Below are 18962 nucleotides of genomic sequence, written 5' to 3' on the forward strand. Positions count from 1 at the left end.
CGCTGCGGGCGAGCCAAGCCGTATCGGCGGGCGCGGACGTGGTGTATCAACTGATTGATACGCCCAAAGGCAAATTGGTATTGGCGAAAGATTTGGCAGAAGACGCTTTGAAACGCTACGGCTTTTCAGACGGCATCGCCATCCTTGCCGAAACCACCGGCGACAAGCTGGAAAACCTACACATGAATCATCCGTTCCTAGAACGCGATATTCCCATGCTCAACGGCGACCACGTTACCACCGATGCCGGTACCGGCTTGGTACACACCGCCCCCGCGCACGGTTTGGAAGACTACGCCGTCTGCAATAAATACGGCATCGAGCTTTACAACCCTGTCAACGCCGAAGGCAAATACATCAGCGAAACGCCGCGCGTTGCCGGTATGCGCGTTTGGGAAGCCAATCCCGTTATCCTGCAATGGTTGGAAGAAACCGGCAACCTTTTGGCAAGCAGTAAAATCGAACACAGCTACGCGCACTGCTGGCGGCACAAAACGCCGCTGATTTACCGCGCGACCGGACAATGGTTTATCGGTATGGACAAAGCCGGTGCCGACGGCAAAACCCTGCGCGACAAAGCCATCAAGGCCGTGGACGATACCGAGTTTTTCCCGTCTTGGGGTCGCGCTCGCCTCGAAGCCATGATTGAAGGCCGTCCTGACTGGGTGGTTTCACGCCAACGCTATTGGGGCACGCCGATGACTTTCTTTGTTCACAAAGAAACGGGCGAGCTGCATCCGAACTCTGCCGAACTTTTGGAAAAAGTCGCGCAACACATTGAAGAAAAAGGCATCGAGGCTTGGTTCTCCCTCGATAAAAGCGAATTATTAAGCGCGGAAGATTGCGAACATTACGACAAACTTTCCGACACGATGGACGTATGGTTCGACTCCGGTTCGACCCATTATTCCGTCTTGAAACAACGCGAAGAATTGGATTGGCCCGCCGACCTTTACCTCGAAGGCAGCGACCAACACCGCGGCTGGTTCCAATCCTCTATGCTGACCGGTTGCGCCTCGTCCATGGGACGCGCACCGTATAAACAGCTGCTGACCCACGGTTTCGTTGTAGACGGCGAAGGCAAAAAAATGTCGAAATCCATCGGCAACGTCGTCGCACCGCAGGAAATCTATAACGAATTCGGCGCGGACATCCTGCGTCTGTGGGCGGCATCCACCGATTATAGCGGCGAATTGGCGATTTCCAAAGAAATCCTCAAGCGCGTAACCGAAAGCTACCGCCGTATCCGCAATACCTTGAGCTTCCTGTTTGCCAACCTCAGCGACTTCAATCCTATTGAAGATGCCGTGCAACAGGCAGACATGGTGGAAATCGACCGCTACGCCTTAGTGTTGGCACGTCAGCTGCAAGAGCGTCTGGCGGGTGACTTTTATCCGCGCTACGCCTTCCACTTTGCTGTAAAAGACATTGTTTCTTTCTGCTCGGAAGATTTGGGCGCGTTCTACCTCGACATCCTGAAAGACCGCCTCTACACCACCAAAGCCGACAGCCGCGCCCGCCGCAGCGCGCAAACTGCCCTGTACCACATCACACGCAGTTTGGTTCTCTTGATTGCGCCGATTTTGTGCTTCACCGGCGAAGAAGCGTGGGACATCATCGGCGGCGGCGAAGAAGACAGCGTGCTTTTCCACACCTGGCACGAGTTCCCGACCATCAACGAAAAAGCCGAAGCCGAACTGGTGAAAAAATGGACGGCAATCCGCGAAGCCCGCGAAGCGGTAACCGCCGCCATCGAGCCTTTGCGCGCCGACAAAACCGTCGGTTCGTCCTTGCAGGCGGAAGCCGAAATCACCGCGCCGGAAGAAATGGCCGACTATCTGAATGCTTTGGGCGAAGAATTGCGCTTTGCTTTGCTGGTGTCTAAAGCAGAAGTGAAAGTCGGTGATGAACTTGCCGTTGCCGCCAAAGCCAGTGACGGCGAAAAATGCGAACGCTGCTGGCACTACACCCACGATGTGGGCGCAGTAGCAGGCCATGAAACCGTCTGCAAACGCTGTGCAGAGAATGTCGGCGGAGAAGGCGAAACGCGCTATTACGCCTGATAAAGTTTGAGCAAATGCCGTCTGAAACCGCCAAACAGCATTTCAGACGGCATTTTTTGTGCCGCGATTTGTCTTCATAATGGCGGAGGGGTTTCAAGATTGCGGTGTTGTCGGGAATGACGGTTCGGGTATTTCACTGTGCCCGCCCGCGCCTGTCAACGGCGGGTGCATCAAAAATGCCGTCTGAATGTTCAGACGGCATCGGTGTCGGGGAATCAGCGAGCCGTAGGGTGGGCTTCAGCCTGCTAACCCCACCAAATCCTACCCTGCGCAACTGAAGCGTCATTCCCACGAAAGTGGGAATCTAGAACGCAGGGGTGGAGCAACCGTTTTATCCGATAAGTTTCTGTGCGGACAGGTCTGGATTCCCGCCTGCGCGGGAATGACGGGTTTCAAGATTACGGCGTTTGCCGTTTCGGGTACAGGCAGGGGGTTTTCGGGTAAAATGGCACTCTTTTATCCGGTTGTTGAAAAATATGTCTTCATCTGTTTCAAGTAAAACGCGCTATTGGGTATTGGCATTTGCCGCCATCGTGCTGGACCAGTGGTCGAAGTGGGCGGTGCTGTCGTTGTTTCAGTATCGGGAACGCGTCAACGTCATTCCTTCGTTTTTCGATCTGACGCTGGTGTACAACCCGGGCGCGGCATTCAGCTTCCTTGCCGATCAGGGCGGCTGGCAGAAATACTTTTTTTTGGTGCTGGCGGTGGCGGTGAGCGCGTATTTGGTACGCGCCATCTTCCGCGACGAGTTTGCAGCCCTCGGCAAAATCGGGGCGGCAATGATTATCGGCGGTGCGTTAGGCAATGTCATCGACCGCCTGATACACGGTCATGTCGTCGATTTCTTATTGTTTTATTGGCAAAATTGGTTTTATCCCGCCTTTAATATTGCCGACAGCTTTATCTGCGTCGGTGCGGTGTTGGCGGTGCTTGACAATATCGTCCATCGCAAAGATAGCAAAAAAACGTGAATGCCGTCTGAACACGGAATGCAAAACTTATGAACGGAAAAACCATCATCCTTGCCAATCCGCGCGGCTTCTGCGCCGGTGTGGATCGGGCAATCAGTATTGTCGAACGTGCTTTGGAAGAATTCGGCGCGCCGATTTATGTGCGCCACGAAGTCGTCCATAACAAGTTTGTCGTCGATAACCTGCGCGAAAAAGGCGCGGTGTTTATTGAAGACTTGGCGGAAGTACCGCCGGGCGCGACACTGGTTTATTCGGCACACGGCGTATCGAAGGCAGTGCAGCAGGAAGCGGCGGAACGTGGTTTCCGCGTGTTTGATGCGACTTGCCCGCTGGTGACGAAAGTGCATAAGGAAGTCGCCCGACTGGATGCCCAAGACTGTGAAATCATCATGATCGGGCATAAGGGGCACGTCGAGGTCGAAGGAACGATGGGGCAGCTTGCGCCGGGCAAAATGCTTTTGGTCGAAACGGTCGGAGATGTGGCAAAACTCGAAGTCAGAAACCCCGACAAACTCGCCTATGTCAGCCAGACCACGCTCTCGGTCGATGAAACCAAAGACATCATCGCCGCGCTGAACGCGCGTTTCCCCAATATCCGCAATCCGCACAAGGAAGACATCTGCTATGCGACGACCAACCGGCAAACCGCCGTCAAAGAGTTGGCAGAACAGTGCGACATCGTGATTGTGGTCGGTTCGCCCAATTCGTCCAACAGCAACCGCCTGCGCGAAGTGGCGGCAGGCATCGGGACCGATGCGTATATGGTGGATAATGCAGGCTACCTGCAACGCGCGTGGTTTGAGGGCAAAAACAAAGTCGGCGTAACGGCAGGCGCGTCCGCGCCCGAAGTGTTGGTGCAGGAAGTATTGGCAACCATACGCGGATGGGGGCACGAAACCGTGCGCGAAGGCGAGGGTGCGGAAGAAAGCATCGTGTTCGTCCTGCCCAAAGAGCTGCGCCGCGAGGGCGAAACCAAACCCGATTTGTGCAAACGTTGATGCAGGCGTTAACGCAGGCATCGGATGTTTGGGCAAACACAAATGCCGTCTGAACAGGCTTCAGACGGCATTTTTGCCGTGTGCCGGATGCGGAAACCAATCAGGCGTAATGTCGTGCAAGAAAACCTGGCAGTTCGGACAAGTCGTTCAATACGGCGAGATGCGGTGCGCCAAGGAGCTGTTCGCGCGAATGTGCACCGGTGGCAACGCCGACTGCCGCCGCCCCCGCGTTTGCCGCCATATGCAGGTCGTGTGCCGTATCGCCGACGACCAATGCTTCTTTCGGGTCGAGTCCCAGTTCGCCGCAAAGTCCGAACACCATTTCGGGCGAGGGTTTGGAGGGATATTCCCCTGCGCAGGCGGTGGCGAGCCAATAGCCGCCGGTGGCGGTTTGGCTGATGGCGTTGTCCAAGCCCGCCCGCCCTTTGCCCGTGGCAACGGCAAGCCGGAAGCCTTGCGCTTTGAGCGTGTCTAGACAGGGCAGTGCTTGAGGAAATAAAGACATATTGCGGTTGTTGGGATTGAGGTAATGTGCGGAATAAGTGCGCGCGATGTCGGCAACGGCGGTTTCAGACGGCATTTCGAGCAGGGCGCGGATGATGGCGGGCAGGCTGTAGCCGATCAGGCTGCGGACGCGTTCCGCTTCGGGCGGCGGAAATCCGCATTCGGCGAAGCTGCGGCGCATCGTGTCGATGATGGGTTGGGTCGTGTCGGCAAGCGTGCCGTCCCAGTCGAAGATGATGAGTTTGGGCGTGGTCATAGCAGGTTGGTTGCAGTAAAAAAGCAGATTTTATGCGGAAAACGCAGACGTGTCGCATTTTCGACAAAATTTGTCGGCTGAGCGATATGTTTTTCCGAACAAGCCGCGTTGTGCTTTATTAAAATAGAACCATTATCATTTATGTGAATGGGACAGTTTATGTCAGTTTTCCGCATCAATATGACCGCCGCCACGGTTTTGGCAGCACTTTCGTCTTCGGTTTTTGCCGCACAAACGGCGGATTTGGAAACCGTCCACATCAAAGGTCAGCGTTCGTACAACGCGATTGCCACCGAGAAAAACGGCGATTACAGCTCGTTTGCCGCCACCGTCGGTACAAAAATCCCCGCTTCTTTGCGCGAAATTCCGCAATCCGTCAGTATCATCACCAATCAACAGGTAAAAGACCGCAATGTTGACACCTTCGACCAACTGGCACGCAAAACGCCCGGCCTGCGCGTGTTGAGCAACGACGACGGACGCTCTTCGGTTTACGCGCGCGGTTACGAATACAGCGAATACAACATCGACGGCCTGCCTGCGCAGATGCAGAGTATCAACGGCACGCTGCCCAACCTGTTTGCCTTCGACCGCGTCGAAGTGATGCGCGGCCCGAGCGGCTTGTTCGACAGCAGCGGCGAGATGGGCGGCATCGTGAATCTGGTACGCAAACGCCCGGCCAAAGCGTTCCAAGGACATATGGCGGCAGGGTTCGGCACGCACAAACAATATAAAGCCGAGGCGGACGTATCGGGCAGCCTCAATGCAGACGGCAGCGTGCGCGGTCGCGTGATGGCGCAGACCGTCGGCGCGTCTCCGCGTCCCGCCGAGAAAAATAACCACCATGAAACCTTCTACGCGGCGGCGGATTGGGACATCAACCCCGATACGGTTTTGGGCGCGGGCTATCTTTACCAGCAACGCCACCTCGCGCCGTACAACGGCTTGCCAGCCGATGCCAATAACAAATTGCCGTCCCTGCCGCAACACGTATTTGTCGGCGCGGATTGGAACAAATTTAAAATGAACAGCCACGACGTGTTTGCCGATTTGAAACATTACTTTGGCAACGGCGGCTACGGCAAAGTCGGTATGCGCTATTCCGACCGGAAAGCCGATTCCAACTATGCCTTTGCCGGCAGCAAACTCAACAATACCGGACAAGCCAACGTGGCGGGTTTGGGTACGGACATCAAACAAAAAGCCTTTGCGGTTGACGCAAGTTACAGCCGGCCGTTTGCCTTGGGCAACACCGCCAACGAATTTGTGATTGGTGCGGACTACAACCGTTTCCGCAGCACTAATGAACAAGGGCGTTCGACTGTTGCAAGCAATATCGCCTTGGACGGCTTCCTCTCCGCCTCCTATGTTGATTTGATACAAAATGCCCGTGCCGGCGCGCACGGCTACAAGCATACCCTTGACACCGAGAACCTTGATAAATTCGGCGTTTACGGCAAATCCGTCTTCCATCCTGCCGACGGGCTGTCGCTCATCGGCGGCGGACGTTTGGGACACTACAAAATCGAGTCGGGCGACGGCAAAACCCTGCACAAAGCTTCAAAAACCAAATTCACGAGTTACGTTGGCGCGGTTTACGATATAGACGGCAGCAACAGCCTGTACGCCAGCTTCTCCCAACTCTACACGCCGCAAACCAGCATCGGCACAGACGGCAAGCTGCTCAAACCGCGCCAAGGCAACCAGTTTGAAGTTGGCTACAAAGGCAGCCATATGGACGACCGCCTCAATACCCGGGTTTCGTTCTACCGCATGAAGGATAAAAACGCCGCCGCACCGCTGGACCCAAACAACAAAAAAACCCGTTACGCCGCATTGGGCAAACGCGTGATGGAAGGTGTTGAGACCGAAATCAGCGGCGCGATTACACCGAAATGGCAAATCCATGCAGGTTACAGCTATTTGCACAGCCAAATCAAAACCGCCTCCAATTCACGCGATGACGGCATCTTCCTACTGATGCCCAAACACAGCGCAAACCTGTGGACGACTTACCAAGTTACGCCCGAGCTGACCATCGGCGGCGGCGTGAACGCGATGAGCGGCATTACTTCATCTGCAGGGATGCATGCAGGCGGTTATGCCACGTTCGATGCGATGGCGGCATACCGCTTCACGCCTAAGCTGAAGCTGCAAATCAACGCCGACAACATCTTCAACCGCCATTACTACGCCCGCGTCGGCGGCACGAACACCTTTAACATTCCCGGTTCGGAGCGCAGCCTGACGGCAAACCTGCGTTACAGTTTTTAAAGGCAAATATGCCGTCTGAAACGGCAGCCGCAGCATAATCAAACCACAACAAGCTGCGCGGCATACCCTATGCTCTCACAACTGGAGTATGGCATTGCGAAGGAAAACAGACCGAACCGGCAGGCAGACCGCTTTGCCGGCTCGGTTTTACCGCTTGCCGCCAGTCTGACCCACAAGCCAAACATCATGAAACCCATAACGACCGACACATTCCAACCTGCCATACTGCCCCAAGCCTTTGAAACCGAAATAAAATCCACCTGCACGGGGCGAATTTATCGGATTCAGACGGCAACACTCGGCGAAATGCCGTCTGAAGGCTATCCCGTCCTCTTTGTCCTCGACGGCGAAGCCTTTTTCCCCGCACTTTTCAACATCATGCAGTCGCTGATGCCCAACCCCGTTACCCGAAGCAACGCCCCCTGCCTGATTGTCGGTATCGGCTACACGACGGGCAGTGTGCGCGACCTGACGCAGCGTGCCGCCGACTACACTCCGCCGCTTGGAGACAACGCCACAGCAGACGAACGGCAGCAGTTCGGACAGGCAGATCGCTTCGCCGCCTTTATCGACAGCGAGCTGACCGCCTTTTTAGAAAGCAAATACCGGCTGGACAAAAATGAAACCGCCGTATTCGGGCATTCGTTCGGCGCACTGTTCGGACTGTATTCCCTGCTTTCCCACCGTCGTTTCAGACGGCATTGGCTCGTATCCCCCTCGATTTGGTGGCACAACAGGCGGATACTCGATTTTATGCCGTCTGAAAACCGGCTGGACGGCATCGATGTCTGCCTCAACATCGGCGCGCTAGAACGGGGCAGCGGTTGCAAACGCAGGGAAGAACGCGACATGGCAGGTCAGGCCGAACAAATGGCGGCAGAGTTGGACAGGCGCGGGGCCGCCGTCTTTTTCAGGGAATATCCGAATGCCAACCACGGCAATGTCCCGTTCCACTCGCTGACCGACTGCGTCGAATATTTGAGGAAGGCTTGGCAGAGGTAGGGGGAATTAAATATATGACTGCTTTGTTTTGCATCGGAAAATATAGTGGATTAACAAAAACCGATATGGCGTTGCCTCGCCTTAGCTCAAAGAGAACGATTCTCTAAGGTGCTGAAGCACCAAGTGAATCGGTTCCGTACTGTTTGTACTGTCTGCGGCTTCGTCGCCTTGTCCTGATTTTTTGTTAATCCACTATAACAAGAGCTACTTAAGGGTTATTGCTCCCGTTCTCATTTTATCTTGATATAAAAATCCCTGCTTCAGGCCGTCTGAAACAGGGATAGGTTAATTTAACGGACGGGCGGGCGTTTTTTCAGACGGCACGGTCTGATTTCTTTGCCCGGTTCGTCGATTTGGTATTTTGGGAATGAAAGGGCGGTTTTGACACCGATACTTTGGAAAATGCCGTTTTTCCCTTTGGTGCTGTCTGTGTCATGCACACGGATATCAATCGTCCCGGTTGCCCTATTTAGACTGGCGAAATAACCAAAAAATACGTTTTTCTTGGCAGTTACTTTTATTCAATCATTCGAATAAAGTACGAATGAAACAGATTTTGGGCTTCAGACGGCATTTGTATTTTGGGTTACCAGTTGACACGCACCGACCGGCTGCCGAGCAGTTTTTCCAGTTCGCCGAACAATGCGGAACTCGGCGTAACCGTCCATTTCGGCGGCACTTGAAGCCTGCCCGACGCTTTTCCGTTGCCATACGACAGTTGCAGCGGGATGCGCGGCGTGTCGGGCAGTTGGTGGGCGGCAAGCAGTTGTACCAGTTTGCCGATGTCGTGATGCGGGGCGAGGGCGAGGCTGAGGCTGCGGGCGTAGCGTTCGCGCGCCGTTTGCAGGGTCATGACTTGGTTTGCTATGATGCGCAACCCGTCGCCGCCGCCGTAGTCGTCGCGGCTGACTTTGGATTCGATAATCAGCACTTGGTCGGCTTTGAGGCAGTCGGCGCAGTTTTCCAACGTCTGACCGCCGATCATGATTTCAATCTGTCCGCTCAAATCTTCAAGGCTGACGAAGGCGATTTTGCCGCGCTTGCCCATCATGGTGCGCACGGCGGTAACGAATCCGGCGAGGCGCACGCTGTCTTGCGGTTTGAGTTTCGACAGTTTCTGCGGGGCGATTTGGCGGACTTCTTGGGCATACGGGCCGAACGGGTGGCCGGAGAGGTAGAAGCCGATGACGGTTTTTTCTTCGGCGAGTTTTTCCGACTCGCTCCACATGGGCGCGTCAACGAGCCGCACCGGTTCGATGGCATCTTCCATCATGTCGAAAAGTCCGCCCTGATTGGCGTTGGCGGCTTTTTGGTCGGCGTTGTCCATAGCGAGGTCGATGTTCGCCAAGAGCATGGCGCGGTTGGGTTCGATGCTGTCGAACGCGCCGCCGCGTATCAGGGCTTCGAGGGTGCGGCGGTTCATGTGTTCTTTGCCGACGCGCTCGCAGAAGTCCAAGAGGCCGGTAAACTTGCCGCCGCTTTGCCGCGCGGCGATGATGGATTCGACGGCTGCTTCGCCCGTGCCTTTAATCGCGCCGAGTGCGTAGCGGATTTTCATGTTCGGATACGGCGTGAAGCGGTAGTCGGATTCGTTGATGTCGGGCGGCAGGAACTCGATGCCGTTGGCGCGGCAGTCGTCGTAGAAATGCTTGAGCTGGTCGGTGTTGTCCAATTCAGACGACATGGTCGCCGCCATAAATTCGGCGGGGTAGTGGGCTTTGAGCCATGCGGTCTGATAGGAAATCAGGGCGTAGGCGGCGGCGTGGGATTTGTTGAAACCGTAGCCGGCGAATTTTTCCATGTAGTTGAAGATTTCGTCGGATTTTTCGCGCGAAATGCCTTGTTTTGCCGCGCCTTCGGCGAAGATTTCGCGGTGTTTCACCATTTCTTCGGGCTTTTTCTTACCCATGGCGCGGCGCAGCAGGTCCGCGCCGCCGAGCGAGTAGCCGCCGATAATCTGAGCCGCCTGCATCACTTGTTCCTGATACACCATAATGCCGTAAGTCGGCGCGAGAATGCCTTCGAGCAGCGGATGGATGTATTGGAATTCCTGTCCCTTCATGCGCGCGACGAAGTCGGGGATGTTGTCCATCGGGCCGGGGCGGTAGAGCGATACGAAGGCGATGAGTTCTTCAAACTTGGTCGTATGCGCCGTTTTCAGCATTTTTTTCATGCCGGTCGACTCAAACTGGAACACGGCGGTGGTGTTCGCATCGCGGAAGATTTGGTAGGCGGTCTGGTCGTCGAGCGGGATTGTGCCGACATCGACGATATCGCCGGTGGTGTTTTTGATGTTGTTCTGCGCCATTTCGATAATGGTCAGGTTGCGCAGACCCAAAAAGTCGAATTTCACCAAACCCACGTCTTCCACGTCGCCTTTGTCGTACATGGATACGGGCGAGGCGGATTCGTCCGCCTGATACACGGGGCTGTAATCGGAAATCTTGCCCGGCGCGATCAACACGCCGCCTGCGTGCATACCCAAACCGCGCGTCAGGTCTTCCAGCTTTTTCGCCAGCGTAATCAGTTCGTCCGCTTCTTCCGCTTCGATTAATTCCTGAATCTGCGGCTCCGCCTTCATCGCGTCGTCCAAACTCAAAGGTTTGTTGGCTTCCAGCGGAATCAGCTTGGACAGTTTGTCGCACAGGGTAAACGGCAGCTCCAGCACGCGCCCCACGTCGCGGATGACTGCTTTGGACGACATCGTGCCGAAGGTAACAATCTGGCTGACCGCTTCCGCACCGTATTTCTCGCGCACGTACTCAATCACGCGGCCGCGGTTGCTTTGGCAAAAGTCCACGTCGAAGTCGGGCATAGAAACGCGTTCGGGGTTTAGGAAACGCTCGAACAGCAGCGCGTATTTGAGCGGATCAAGGTCGGTAATCTTCAGCGAATACGCCACCAGCGAACCCGCGCCCGAACCACGGCCCGGCCCGACCGGACAGCCGTGTGTTTTCGCCCAGTTGATAAAGTCTTGTACGATAAGGAAATAGCCGGGGAATTTCATCTGGATGATGATGTTCAGCTCAAAATCCAAACGTTCCTGATATTCCGGCATTTTTGCCGCCCGCTCCGCCTCGTCGGGATAAAGCTGAACCATACGTTCCTGCAAGCCCTCATTGGAGAGTTTGATGAGATAGTCATCGAGTGATAAACCGTCGGGCGTGGGGAAAAGGGGCAGGAAGTTTTTGCCCAATGTGATGTGCAGATTACAGCGTTTGGCAATTTCTACCGTGTTTTCCAAGGCTTCGGGCAAATCGGCGAAACGTTCGGCCATCGTTTCCGGCGGAATGAAAAACTGACCCGGCGTGAAATCGCGCGGACGTTTCTTGTCCGTCAGCACCCAGCCGCCGGCGATGCACACCCGCGCCTCGTGCGCGTTGAAATCGTCGCGGCTCATAAACTGCGTCGGATGCGTCGCCACCACCGGTAAGCCCAATTCCTCCGCCAGCTTCACGCTGCCGGAAACGCAAGCCTCCCATTCGGGGCGTTCGGGCAGGCGTTGCAGCTCTAAATAAAACGCATCGGGGAACCACGCTGCATATTTCAACGCCGTCGCTCGCGCCGCGTCTTCATTGCCGTTCAACAGATTCACGCCCACTTCACCGTAATGCGCGCCGCTCAAACAAATCAAGCCGCTGTTGTCGCCGTTTTCCAGCCATTCGGGATTGAGTTCCGCGTGATGGACATTACGGTCTTTGCCGACATAAGCCGCCGTCAAAAGCTCGCTCAAGCGCAGATAGCCCGCATCGTTGCGGATAATCAGCATGGCGCGGAACGGCTTGTCGGGCGCATCCGGATTGCCTATCCGCACGTCCGCCGCGCCGATAGGCTTAATCCCCGCGCTGCGGCAGGCTTTATAAAATTTCACCAAACCGAATTCGTTCATCAAATCGCTGATGCCCAAAGCAGGCAAACCGTATTCCTGCGCTTTGGCAATCAGTTTTTTAATCCGCACCATACCGTCGGTAATCGAAAATTCGGTATGCAGGCGCAGGGGGATGTAGGTCGGCTCGGTCATAGCAAAATCGGCGTGAACAATAAAAGGCGTATTGTAGCAGGGTTGTCTTTAGATGGCGGTGTAGGTAATGCTGTTTCGGATTCAGACGGCATGACCTGCAAATGTTTTTGAGCTTTTACGACGGCAAAAAAATGCCTCCTACCGTGTGGTGGAGGCTTCCCAAGGAGTATTGATAGATATAAAGAACTATCAAACTAGTTATAAAGAACTATATACCTTATTCGGACGGATGGCAAGCAGTTAAATTAATTTTACGTTCAAACAGGTTTTTGATTTCGTTTTGATGGCTGATGCCGATGACCAGTGTATCGGGCAGTTCGTGTTTGAGGATGTGCATCAGCGTCAATGCGGATTCGTCGTCGAGCTGGTTGGTGGCTTCGTCGAGGAACAGGATTTGCGGTTTGTGCAGCAAGGCTCGGACAAGGCTGAGCCGCTGTTGTTCGCCGCCTGACAGGAGGGAGTGCCATTCCTTTTCGGTATCCAAGTCGTCGGTCAGACGGCCTAATCCTACCTGTTCCAATGCCGTCTGAAGGGCGTGGTTGTCTGTATGTGCGGCATTCGGGTAGTGGGCGGTTTGACGCAGGGTTCCGGCGGGAAGATAGGGGCGTTGCGGTAGGAACAATGTTCTGCCTTTTAATGTGAAATTGCCGAGATAATAAGGCCACAACCCTGCCAATACGCGCAGAAGGGTGGATTTTCCGATGCCGCTTTTGCCTTCGAGCAATACCCATTCGGGGGCGTGGGCTTTGATGGAGATACCGGAGAGCAGTTTGCCGCCGCTTTGGGTGTGGACGGTCAGGTCTTGCAGGGCGAGGATGCCGCCTGCTTTGTTGCCGGACGGTGATGGGTCGGGCTTTTGTATTGCGGCTGCCGTTGTCCTTTTTTCACTTATTTGTTCCAATGCCGTCTGAAAACCGGAAAGGCGTTCGACGACCGCCGCCCATTCGATAAGGCTGCGGTAGTAATCGGTAAACCAGCCGAAGCTGTCTTGAACCCGGGCAAACGATGTGCGGGTCTGCATCATATCGCCGAAGGTCAGGGTTTTCGCCAGATACATGGGTAATGTGGCGAGGATGGGGATAAAGATGCTGATGCGGACGTAGGTTGCAAAGAAGGTTTCTTGACGGAATTCACAGTTGGTCAGTTGCCGCCAGTTGTCGCGGATACGCTTGAAACGCTGTTTCAGGCGGTCTGCTTCGGCATCGTTGCCATTGTAAAAGGCGATTTGTTCGGCATTATCGCGCACACGCAGGAGGGCGGCGCGGTAATCGGCTTCGCGGTGCTGGCGGTCAATGTTGAGGATTTTCAGTTTGCGGCCGACGAGGTGTGCGAAGAGTGTGCTGATGATGGAATAAATCAGGGCAACCCAGACGAGGTAGCCGTGCAGGGTGATGTTTTGTCCGCCGATATTGAAGGTTTGTACGCCGGAAAGCGTCCATAATACGGTAACAAAGGCACTGAGTTTGGTGATGTTGCTGATGAAGGAGCGAAACAGGCCGATACTTTGGTCGGCAAGCAGGTAGATGTCTTCGGCGATACGTTGGTCGGGGTTGTCCGGTTCGCCGGTCAGGCGCAGGCGGTAGTGTTTGTGTTCGTCAAGCCAGTGGTGTTGGAACTGCTCGGTCAGATGGGAACGCCAGCGGAAAATAAGGCGTTTCTGCAGCCAGTCCCCAAATCCGATGCAGGCAACAATCATTGCCATATATCCTAAAAATTCACTGATCAGGGAAGGCATGGACGCGCCGTCGAATGCGGCCAGCGCATCATAGAAGCGTTTGTCCCAAGCGGCTATCCAAACGCTGATGGTGGTTGAAAAAAGCGTAAGGCCGATGAGTGAGGCGAGTATCAGCCATTGGGTTTTGCTGTGTCTGCCTGTCCAAAACGGACGGGCAAGATGAAGGAAGTTTTTGAGGGATTTCATGATGTTTTTAATGCATACGGCAAGCCGTCCGAAAGCAGGGTCAGGCTTTCAGACGGCCTCTTGGATCAAAAATGATACTTTTGCAGCGAAGGCATGCCCTTACATCTTCCATTTCAGGCTAAACACGGCATTGCGCGGTTCGCCGTAGAAGTTGCCGTAGTTTTTTGTACGGTTGCTGTTGTTTTCATAGTAGTGTTTGTCGGTCAGGTTGTTGACCGCCAGCCCCAGTTGCAAATTGTCGGTCGGATGGTATTGCAAACCGGCATTCCAAACGGTATAGCCGCCTTGGGGCAGTTTGCTGCCGGTTTTGCTTTGACTGGATAAGCCCATACCGATGCTTAACTTACCGTTTGCAAACGGCGGCGTATAGCTGCTGTAAGCTCGGAAAATATGTTTTGGTGTCCAGTTGGCAAAATCGCCCTCGGTATGGGGATGGTTTTCTGTTTTGCGGATATTGTAGGTATAGCCGGCAAACAGTTTCCAATTCGCGCCGATTGCTCCGGAAATTTCCGCATCTGCACCGCGGCTGCGTTCTTTTGCGGGAACGTAGTAGAAAGTCTGCTTCTTGTTGCCGCTGGCCGGAACGTTGACGCGTACGCCGACGTTGGTGTTATCGGTTTGGAACAGGGAAACGGCCGTATTGAGTTTGCCCTGCATCCATTCGCCTTTCCAACCCAATTCGTAGTTTTTACCGACTTCGGGCGCGAGATAGCTGTTGTCTGCATTTGTTTTCAGTGTCGGTTTGTAGATGGATGTATAGCTTGCATAGAGGCTTTGCCCCGGCATGAAATCGTAAGTGATGCCGATGTATGGAATGAATTTGCTGTTTTTGACTGAATAGGTTTTTGCATCATTGTCCGGAGCGCCTGCATAACGGGACCAGTTGTAATTGAAGTCTCGTTTCCAATGGGTATAGCGTCCGCCTACCAACAGATGCAGTTTTTCCCGACCACATTGACCTGATTTAATTCCACCTGTTGTACTTCTTCAGCGGCTTGAACGGCTTGCGGCAGCGCGGCAAGGCAGAGTGCCAAGGTGCTAAGTTTGAAAAGTTTCTCTTTATTTGAATGGTTCATTTGATTGATCCCGGATAAAGCTGTTGTCGTAAAATGTTTATTTTTATTTGATATTTATAGCCATAAAAACTATAAATATTCAAAGTATTAGGTTTTTCAGACGACCTTCGTCAGATAAAACGAATAAAATTTATTAAACCCTTGCGGATAAAAAATGTTGCCGCCGGGCGGAGTACCCAATGGCAACTACTTATCCAAGGTTGTAAGATAGATATAAGGAATTAGCTGAAAAATAGTTATTAAGAACTATACTCTAACGGTAAAAATTGGCAACCGTTTTTTTCAGACGACCTCACGTTTTTTCACATACTCTTGCCATAAGTCAAAATTCTGTCCGGCAAAAATACCCCTTCTTTTGTTTGGAGGAAGAGGGGGTATCTGCGTATCAGTCAGTTTTAGCTTCATTTTCTTGTGAACCGTGAAAAGGCGTATTGTAGCAGGGTTGGCAAAGGCCGTCTAAAACACTCATTTCAGACGGCCTTTTATTTATTCACATTATTTCAATTTCGCTTTGAAGAACTGCTCGAATTTATCAAACGGAATTTTGCCGGTGCTGTTGTCGTATAAATCCGTGTGTTGCACCTGGTACGATGTATAGCTCTTTATCTTTGCTGCCTAATGCTTTGTAAGCATCTTCACCGAAGTAACGGCTGTGAGCAATTTCACCGTGAACCACTAAAGCTGGCGATTTCAATTCTGCCGTATATTTCAAAATTGGCATATTAATCAGCGGTAACATACCCGTTACAGTCCAAGACGCATCAGGGTTTGAGTTTACGCTACGAGGGTGGTAGCCGCGTTCGGTACGGTAGAAATTAGCGTATTCTTTAATAAATTTAGGGGTTTCCGCCGTGAAATCTTTTTTCGGATCAAGGTTGTTGGTCGGTAATAAGTCAGTGTAACCGTTTTTTGATGTTTCCCAACGTGCGTTGCTCATATTCAATTTCATTTTATAACGTGCATCAGCACTTTGCGCAGGTGCGCGGTCGTATGAACTATCAGCATTCGCTTGCATTTTGATTTCATAGCCGTTTGCTGCAACACGGGTCATATCATACATAGTACTGACTGCTACGGCTTTGATGCGAGGGTCTGATACCGCTGCATTCAAGGCAAATCCGCCCCAGCCACATACGCTTAAAATCCCGATTTCATCACGATTAACATTATCTAAAGAGCCTAAGAAATCTACCGCTGCTGAGAAGTCTTCAGTGTTGATTTCAGGCGATGGTACATTGCGTGGTGTGCCTGAAGTTTCGCTGGTGTATGTTTTGAAAGGTGTTTTTTGAGTCGGGCATTATAGGAGTGAGCTATTTTGAGTAAATTTATAAAATACGACTTCATAATTTTTAAAAGTGAAAGGATAATCCGAATTGAATAATATATCTATTGAGAAGAAAACCATTAAATAGTACAATGCACCGAAACTAGGTATTTTTTTCCTAAAAATAAAGCGAAATAGGTGGCTAACTATGTTAATCCAATTTTCTGTTGAAAATTATCGTTCAATCAAACAAGAACAGACGCTTTCGTTGGTTCGTGATTCAGGAAAGGAAATGCCGGACAACTATTTTGACAGTAATGCGCCCGCTACACTGTCTTTATTAAAATCTGCCGTTATTTATGGAGCCAACGCCTCAGGTAAATCCAATGTAATCAAGGCATTACATTCAATGATTCAAATTCTTTCGGATTCCTTCAATAAGAAAGAGAAAGAACCAATCAGAACTGAATCTTTTCTTTTTGATGAAACATACAAAAACAATCCAACACATTATGACATTTCACTTGTTGTGGATTTACTCAATGATGAAGGTAGTTTGCAACCTACTAGAGTGGATTATGGCTTTATTGCTGACAACAAAAAAATCCATGAAGAATGGTTAAGTGTCTATCCAAAAGGTCGCGAACAAAACTGGTATTCCCGTGAGTATAACCAGCAGACCGAAAGCTATGATTGGAAAATGTCTGATTATTTCAAAGGCGAAAGAGTGAGTTGGAGAAATCAAACCAGACCAGATCAGCTATTCTTATCTAGTGCAGCACATTTAAATAGTGAACAAATCAAACCTATTTTTCATAGCCTCATCAATAGAATTCCAATTATTAGCACAGATAGAATCAGCAATGAGATGGCAAAAAAGCAATGTAAAAAATCTGAAAAAGATAAAAAGATCATGATTCAGTTATTGCGTTCTGCAGGTATCGAATTAGATGATATTGTTTTTGAAAAGCCTAAAGTAAATTTTGAAGAACTTTCTGATGATATTCCTGATTTCATTAAAGAGGAAATACTGCAAGATTTACAACAGCGCATCATCGCCCAACACGAGACTTTTTTTGTATATTTGGATAATGAAAATAAACCACAAAAAATAAATTTAAGAGACGAATCAGATGGTACGCAAAAATTATTTGAGTTTTCAGGATTAATTCTGGCAGTTTTGCATAATGGCGATACTTTGGTTATTGATGAATTAAATAAAAGCCTACATCCTGATCTGGTTAGATTTTTGGTTAAACTATTCAATTCCTCAATTAACCAAAGAAATGCTCAGCTTATTTTTACAACACATGAAACTTCCGTGTTAAGAAAAAATCTATTACGTCGGGATCAAATTTGGTTTTGTGAAAAAAATAAGGATAGATCAACAACGCTTTATCCATTAACGGATTTTAAACCGCATATCAATCGTGAAGATATTGAAGAATATTATTTGAGCGGTAAATATGGGGCAAAACCTATTTTCCAAGACTTTAATTTCCCATTCTCTTTTTGGGAGGATTAAAGCTATGGCAAAACGGAAAGCTCGAGATTTATCCCGTAAAGTACCAAAACGAGAAACTTATAAAACCATTTTGATCGGTTGCGAAGGTGAGAAAACGGAAAAACTTTATTTTGAAGACTTGATTTCTACTGAAAATCTTTCTTCGGTAAATGTTCAAGTTTATTCTGGACGTGGTTCTGATCCTAAATCAGTGGTTGAAACTGCTATTGAAGAAAAAGATAAGCAAAGTCAACATTTAGAATTTGATGAAGTTTATTGTGTCATTGATAGAGATGCGCATCAAACCTTTGATGATGCCCAAAAGTTGGCGAAGGAACACAATATAAATTTGATTGTATCTTACCCAAGTTTTGAATATTGGTATCTTTGCCATTTTAAATATTCTCGCGCACCTATTGTGAAAACAGGCGGTAAAAGTGCTGGTGATAATTGTGTTGCTTTACTTAATAAAGAATGGAACGCAATATTTTCAATGAATTACAATAAGGCGCAGGAAGGTATTTATAGGGTTTTGTTACCCTATATAGAAACAGCAATAGCAAACTCAAGAATGGCTTTTAGAGAAGCACAAACAGATGGTGCGTTGAATCCATCTACCGAAGTTCATGACTTGGTTGATAATTTAAGGAAAATTAAGTAGTAATCTTATGAAAAACAGCCTTGAAACCCTAAAATTTTCTGCTCGCTAGCGGAAACCTTACAATTCAAAGAAACCGCCAATCGCTTAGCTGTTTCACCGCCCGTGGTTACACGAATAATTGTTAAATTGGAAGATTATTTAGGCGATCACTTTTTCAACGCAACACTAGACAGGTTAGGCTGACTGACTTTAGCGAGCAATTTTTACCTGAAGCGCAAGCTTTATTGGTACAAAGCGAACGCTTATTGATTTCCAGAAAACAACGACAAGAAAATGACATGATAGCTTTGGTACGCGCCGAGCTGGCGAATGAATGATAGTGTCCTGTCGCAATTATTGACCGAACTTGCGCCTTATCCTGACCTGATTATTGATTGGAGACCTTTGCAAAATTCCTTTTCCCCCAACAACCGAAACCCCAACACAGGTTTTCGGCTGTTTTCGTTT

General features: G+C 50.9%; 14 protein-coding genes and 1 pseudogene. 8 read left to right on the plus strand and 7 right to left on the minus strand.

Annotation, left to right across the window (positions count from 1 at the left end):
• The 3 genes from RDY34_RS09925 to ispH all read left to right on the plus strand — a co-directional run.
• A partial coding sequence (locus RDY34_RS09925) for an isoleucine--tRNA ligase (protein ID WP_308184563.1) occupies positions 1-2063 on the plus strand: 2063 nt, incomplete at its 5' end.
• 476 nt (positions 2064-2539) lie between these two features.
• A complete protein-coding gene (gene lspA, locus RDY34_RS09930; RefSeq protein WP_308073282.1) occupies positions 2540-3034 on the plus strand; it encodes a signal peptidase II in 495 nt (164 codons plus the stop codon).
• A 29-nt stretch (positions 3035-3063) separates the two neighbouring features.
• Positions 3064-4032 carry a 4-hydroxy-3-methylbut-2-enyl diphosphate reductase gene (ispH, locus tag RDY34_RS09935; protein ID WP_013449468.1) on the plus strand — a complete coding sequence of 323 codons (969 nt, stop codon included), beginning with the start codon at positions 3064-3066 and terminating at the stop codon, positions 4030-4032.
• A 100-nt stretch (positions 4033-4132) separates the two neighbouring features.
• Here the strand turns inward: ispH and RDY34_RS09940 are convergent, their stop codons facing one another.
• On the minus strand, positions 4133-4792 hold the full coding sequence (locus RDY34_RS09940) for an HAD-IA family hydrolase (protein ID WP_308074871.1): 660 nt from the start codon (positions 4790-4792) through the stop codon (positions 4133-4135).
• 159 nt (positions 4793-4951) lie between these two features.
• Between RDY34_RS09940 and RDY34_RS09945 the strand changes: the two genes are divergently transcribed.
• Both RDY34_RS09945 and RDY34_RS09950 read left to right on the plus strand, forming a co-directional pair.
• Entirely contained in the window at positions 4952-7066 is a 2115-nt protein-coding gene (locus tag RDY34_RS09945) for a TonB-dependent siderophore receptor (RefSeq protein WP_308184564.1), read from the plus strand.
• A gap of 69 nt (positions 7067-7135) precedes the next feature.
• Positions 7136-8068 carry an alpha/beta hydrolase gene (locus tag RDY34_RS09950; RefSeq protein WP_308184565.1) on the plus strand — a complete coding sequence of 311 codons (933 nt, stop codon included), beginning with the start codon at positions 7136-7138 and terminating at the stop codon, positions 8066-8068.
• Positions 8069-8358: 290 nt separating this feature from the next.
• Here RDY34_RS09950 and RDY34_RS09955 read toward each other — a convergent pair.
• The 6 genes and pseudogenes from RDY34_RS09955 to RDY34_RS09980 all read right to left on the minus strand — a co-directional run.
• A pseudogene (locus tag RDY34_RS09955) lies at positions 8359-8589 on the minus strand (hypothetical protein); the annotation flags it as partial.
• A 65-nt stretch (positions 8590-8654) separates the two neighbouring features.
• Positions 8655-12089, minus strand: a complete 3435-nt coding sequence (gene dnaE / locus RDY34_RS09960; protein WP_308074873.1) for a DNA polymerase III subunit alpha — start codon at positions 12087-12089, stop codon at positions 8655-8657.
• A 217-nt stretch (positions 12090-12306) separates the two neighbouring features.
• Positions 12307-14010: an ABC transporter ATP-binding protein/permease gene (locus RDY34_RS09965; protein WP_304674235.1), complete on the minus strand. Its 1704-nt coding sequence runs from the start codon at positions 14008-14010 to the stop codon at positions 12307-12309.
• 99 nt (positions 14011-14109) lie between these two features.
• On the minus strand, positions 14110-14940 hold the full coding sequence (locus tag RDY34_RS09970) for a TonB-dependent siderophore receptor (protein WP_308074875.1): 831 nt from the start codon (positions 14938-14940) through the stop codon (positions 14110-14112).
• The gene (locus RDY34_RS09975; RefSeq protein WP_003750888.1) at positions 14934-15086 is read right to left on the minus strand and encodes a hypothetical protein; all 153 of its coding nucleotides are present in this window, start codon (positions 15084-15086) and stop codon (positions 14934-14936) included. The genes RDY34_RS09970 and RDY34_RS09975 overlap by 7 nt, the downstream gene beginning before the upstream one ends.
• Positions 15087-15618: 532 nt before the next feature.
• Positions 15619-16197, minus strand: a complete 579-nt coding sequence (locus RDY34_RS09980; RefSeq protein WP_301005459.1) for an alpha/beta hydrolase family protein — start codon at positions 16195-16197, stop codon at positions 15619-15621.
• Positions 16198-16558: 361 nt separating this feature from the next.
• On the opposite strand from RDY34_RS09980, the gene RDY34_RS09985 reads away from it, so the two are divergent.
• The 3 genes from RDY34_RS09985 to RDY34_RS10685 are packed head-to-tail and all read left to right on the plus strand — an operon-like array spanning position 16559 to position 18698.
• Positions 16559-17875 carry an AAA family ATPase gene (locus RDY34_RS09985; RefSeq protein ID WP_003750894.1) on the plus strand — a complete coding sequence of 439 codons (1317 nt, stop codon included), beginning with the start codon at positions 16559-16561 and terminating at the stop codon, positions 17873-17875.
• A gap of 4 nt (positions 17876-17879) precedes the next feature.
• The gene (locus RDY34_RS09990; protein ID WP_003750896.1) at positions 17880-18515 is read left to right on the plus strand and encodes an RloB family protein; all 636 of its coding nucleotides are present in this window, start codon (positions 17880-17882) and stop codon (positions 18513-18515) included.
• 33 nt (positions 18516-18548) lie between these two features.
• On the plus strand, positions 18549-18698 hold the full coding sequence (locus RDY34_RS10685) for a helix-turn-helix domain-containing protein (RefSeq protein WP_208635370.1): 150 nt from the start codon (positions 18549-18551) through the stop codon (positions 18696-18698).
• Positions 18699-18962 lie beyond the last annotated feature (264 nt).

The sequence above is a fragment of the Neisseria polysaccharea genome (genome assembly GCF_963392925.1).
GTDB lineage: Bacteria > Pseudomonadota > Gammaproteobacteria > Burkholderiales > Neisseriaceae > Neisseria > Neisseria polysaccharea.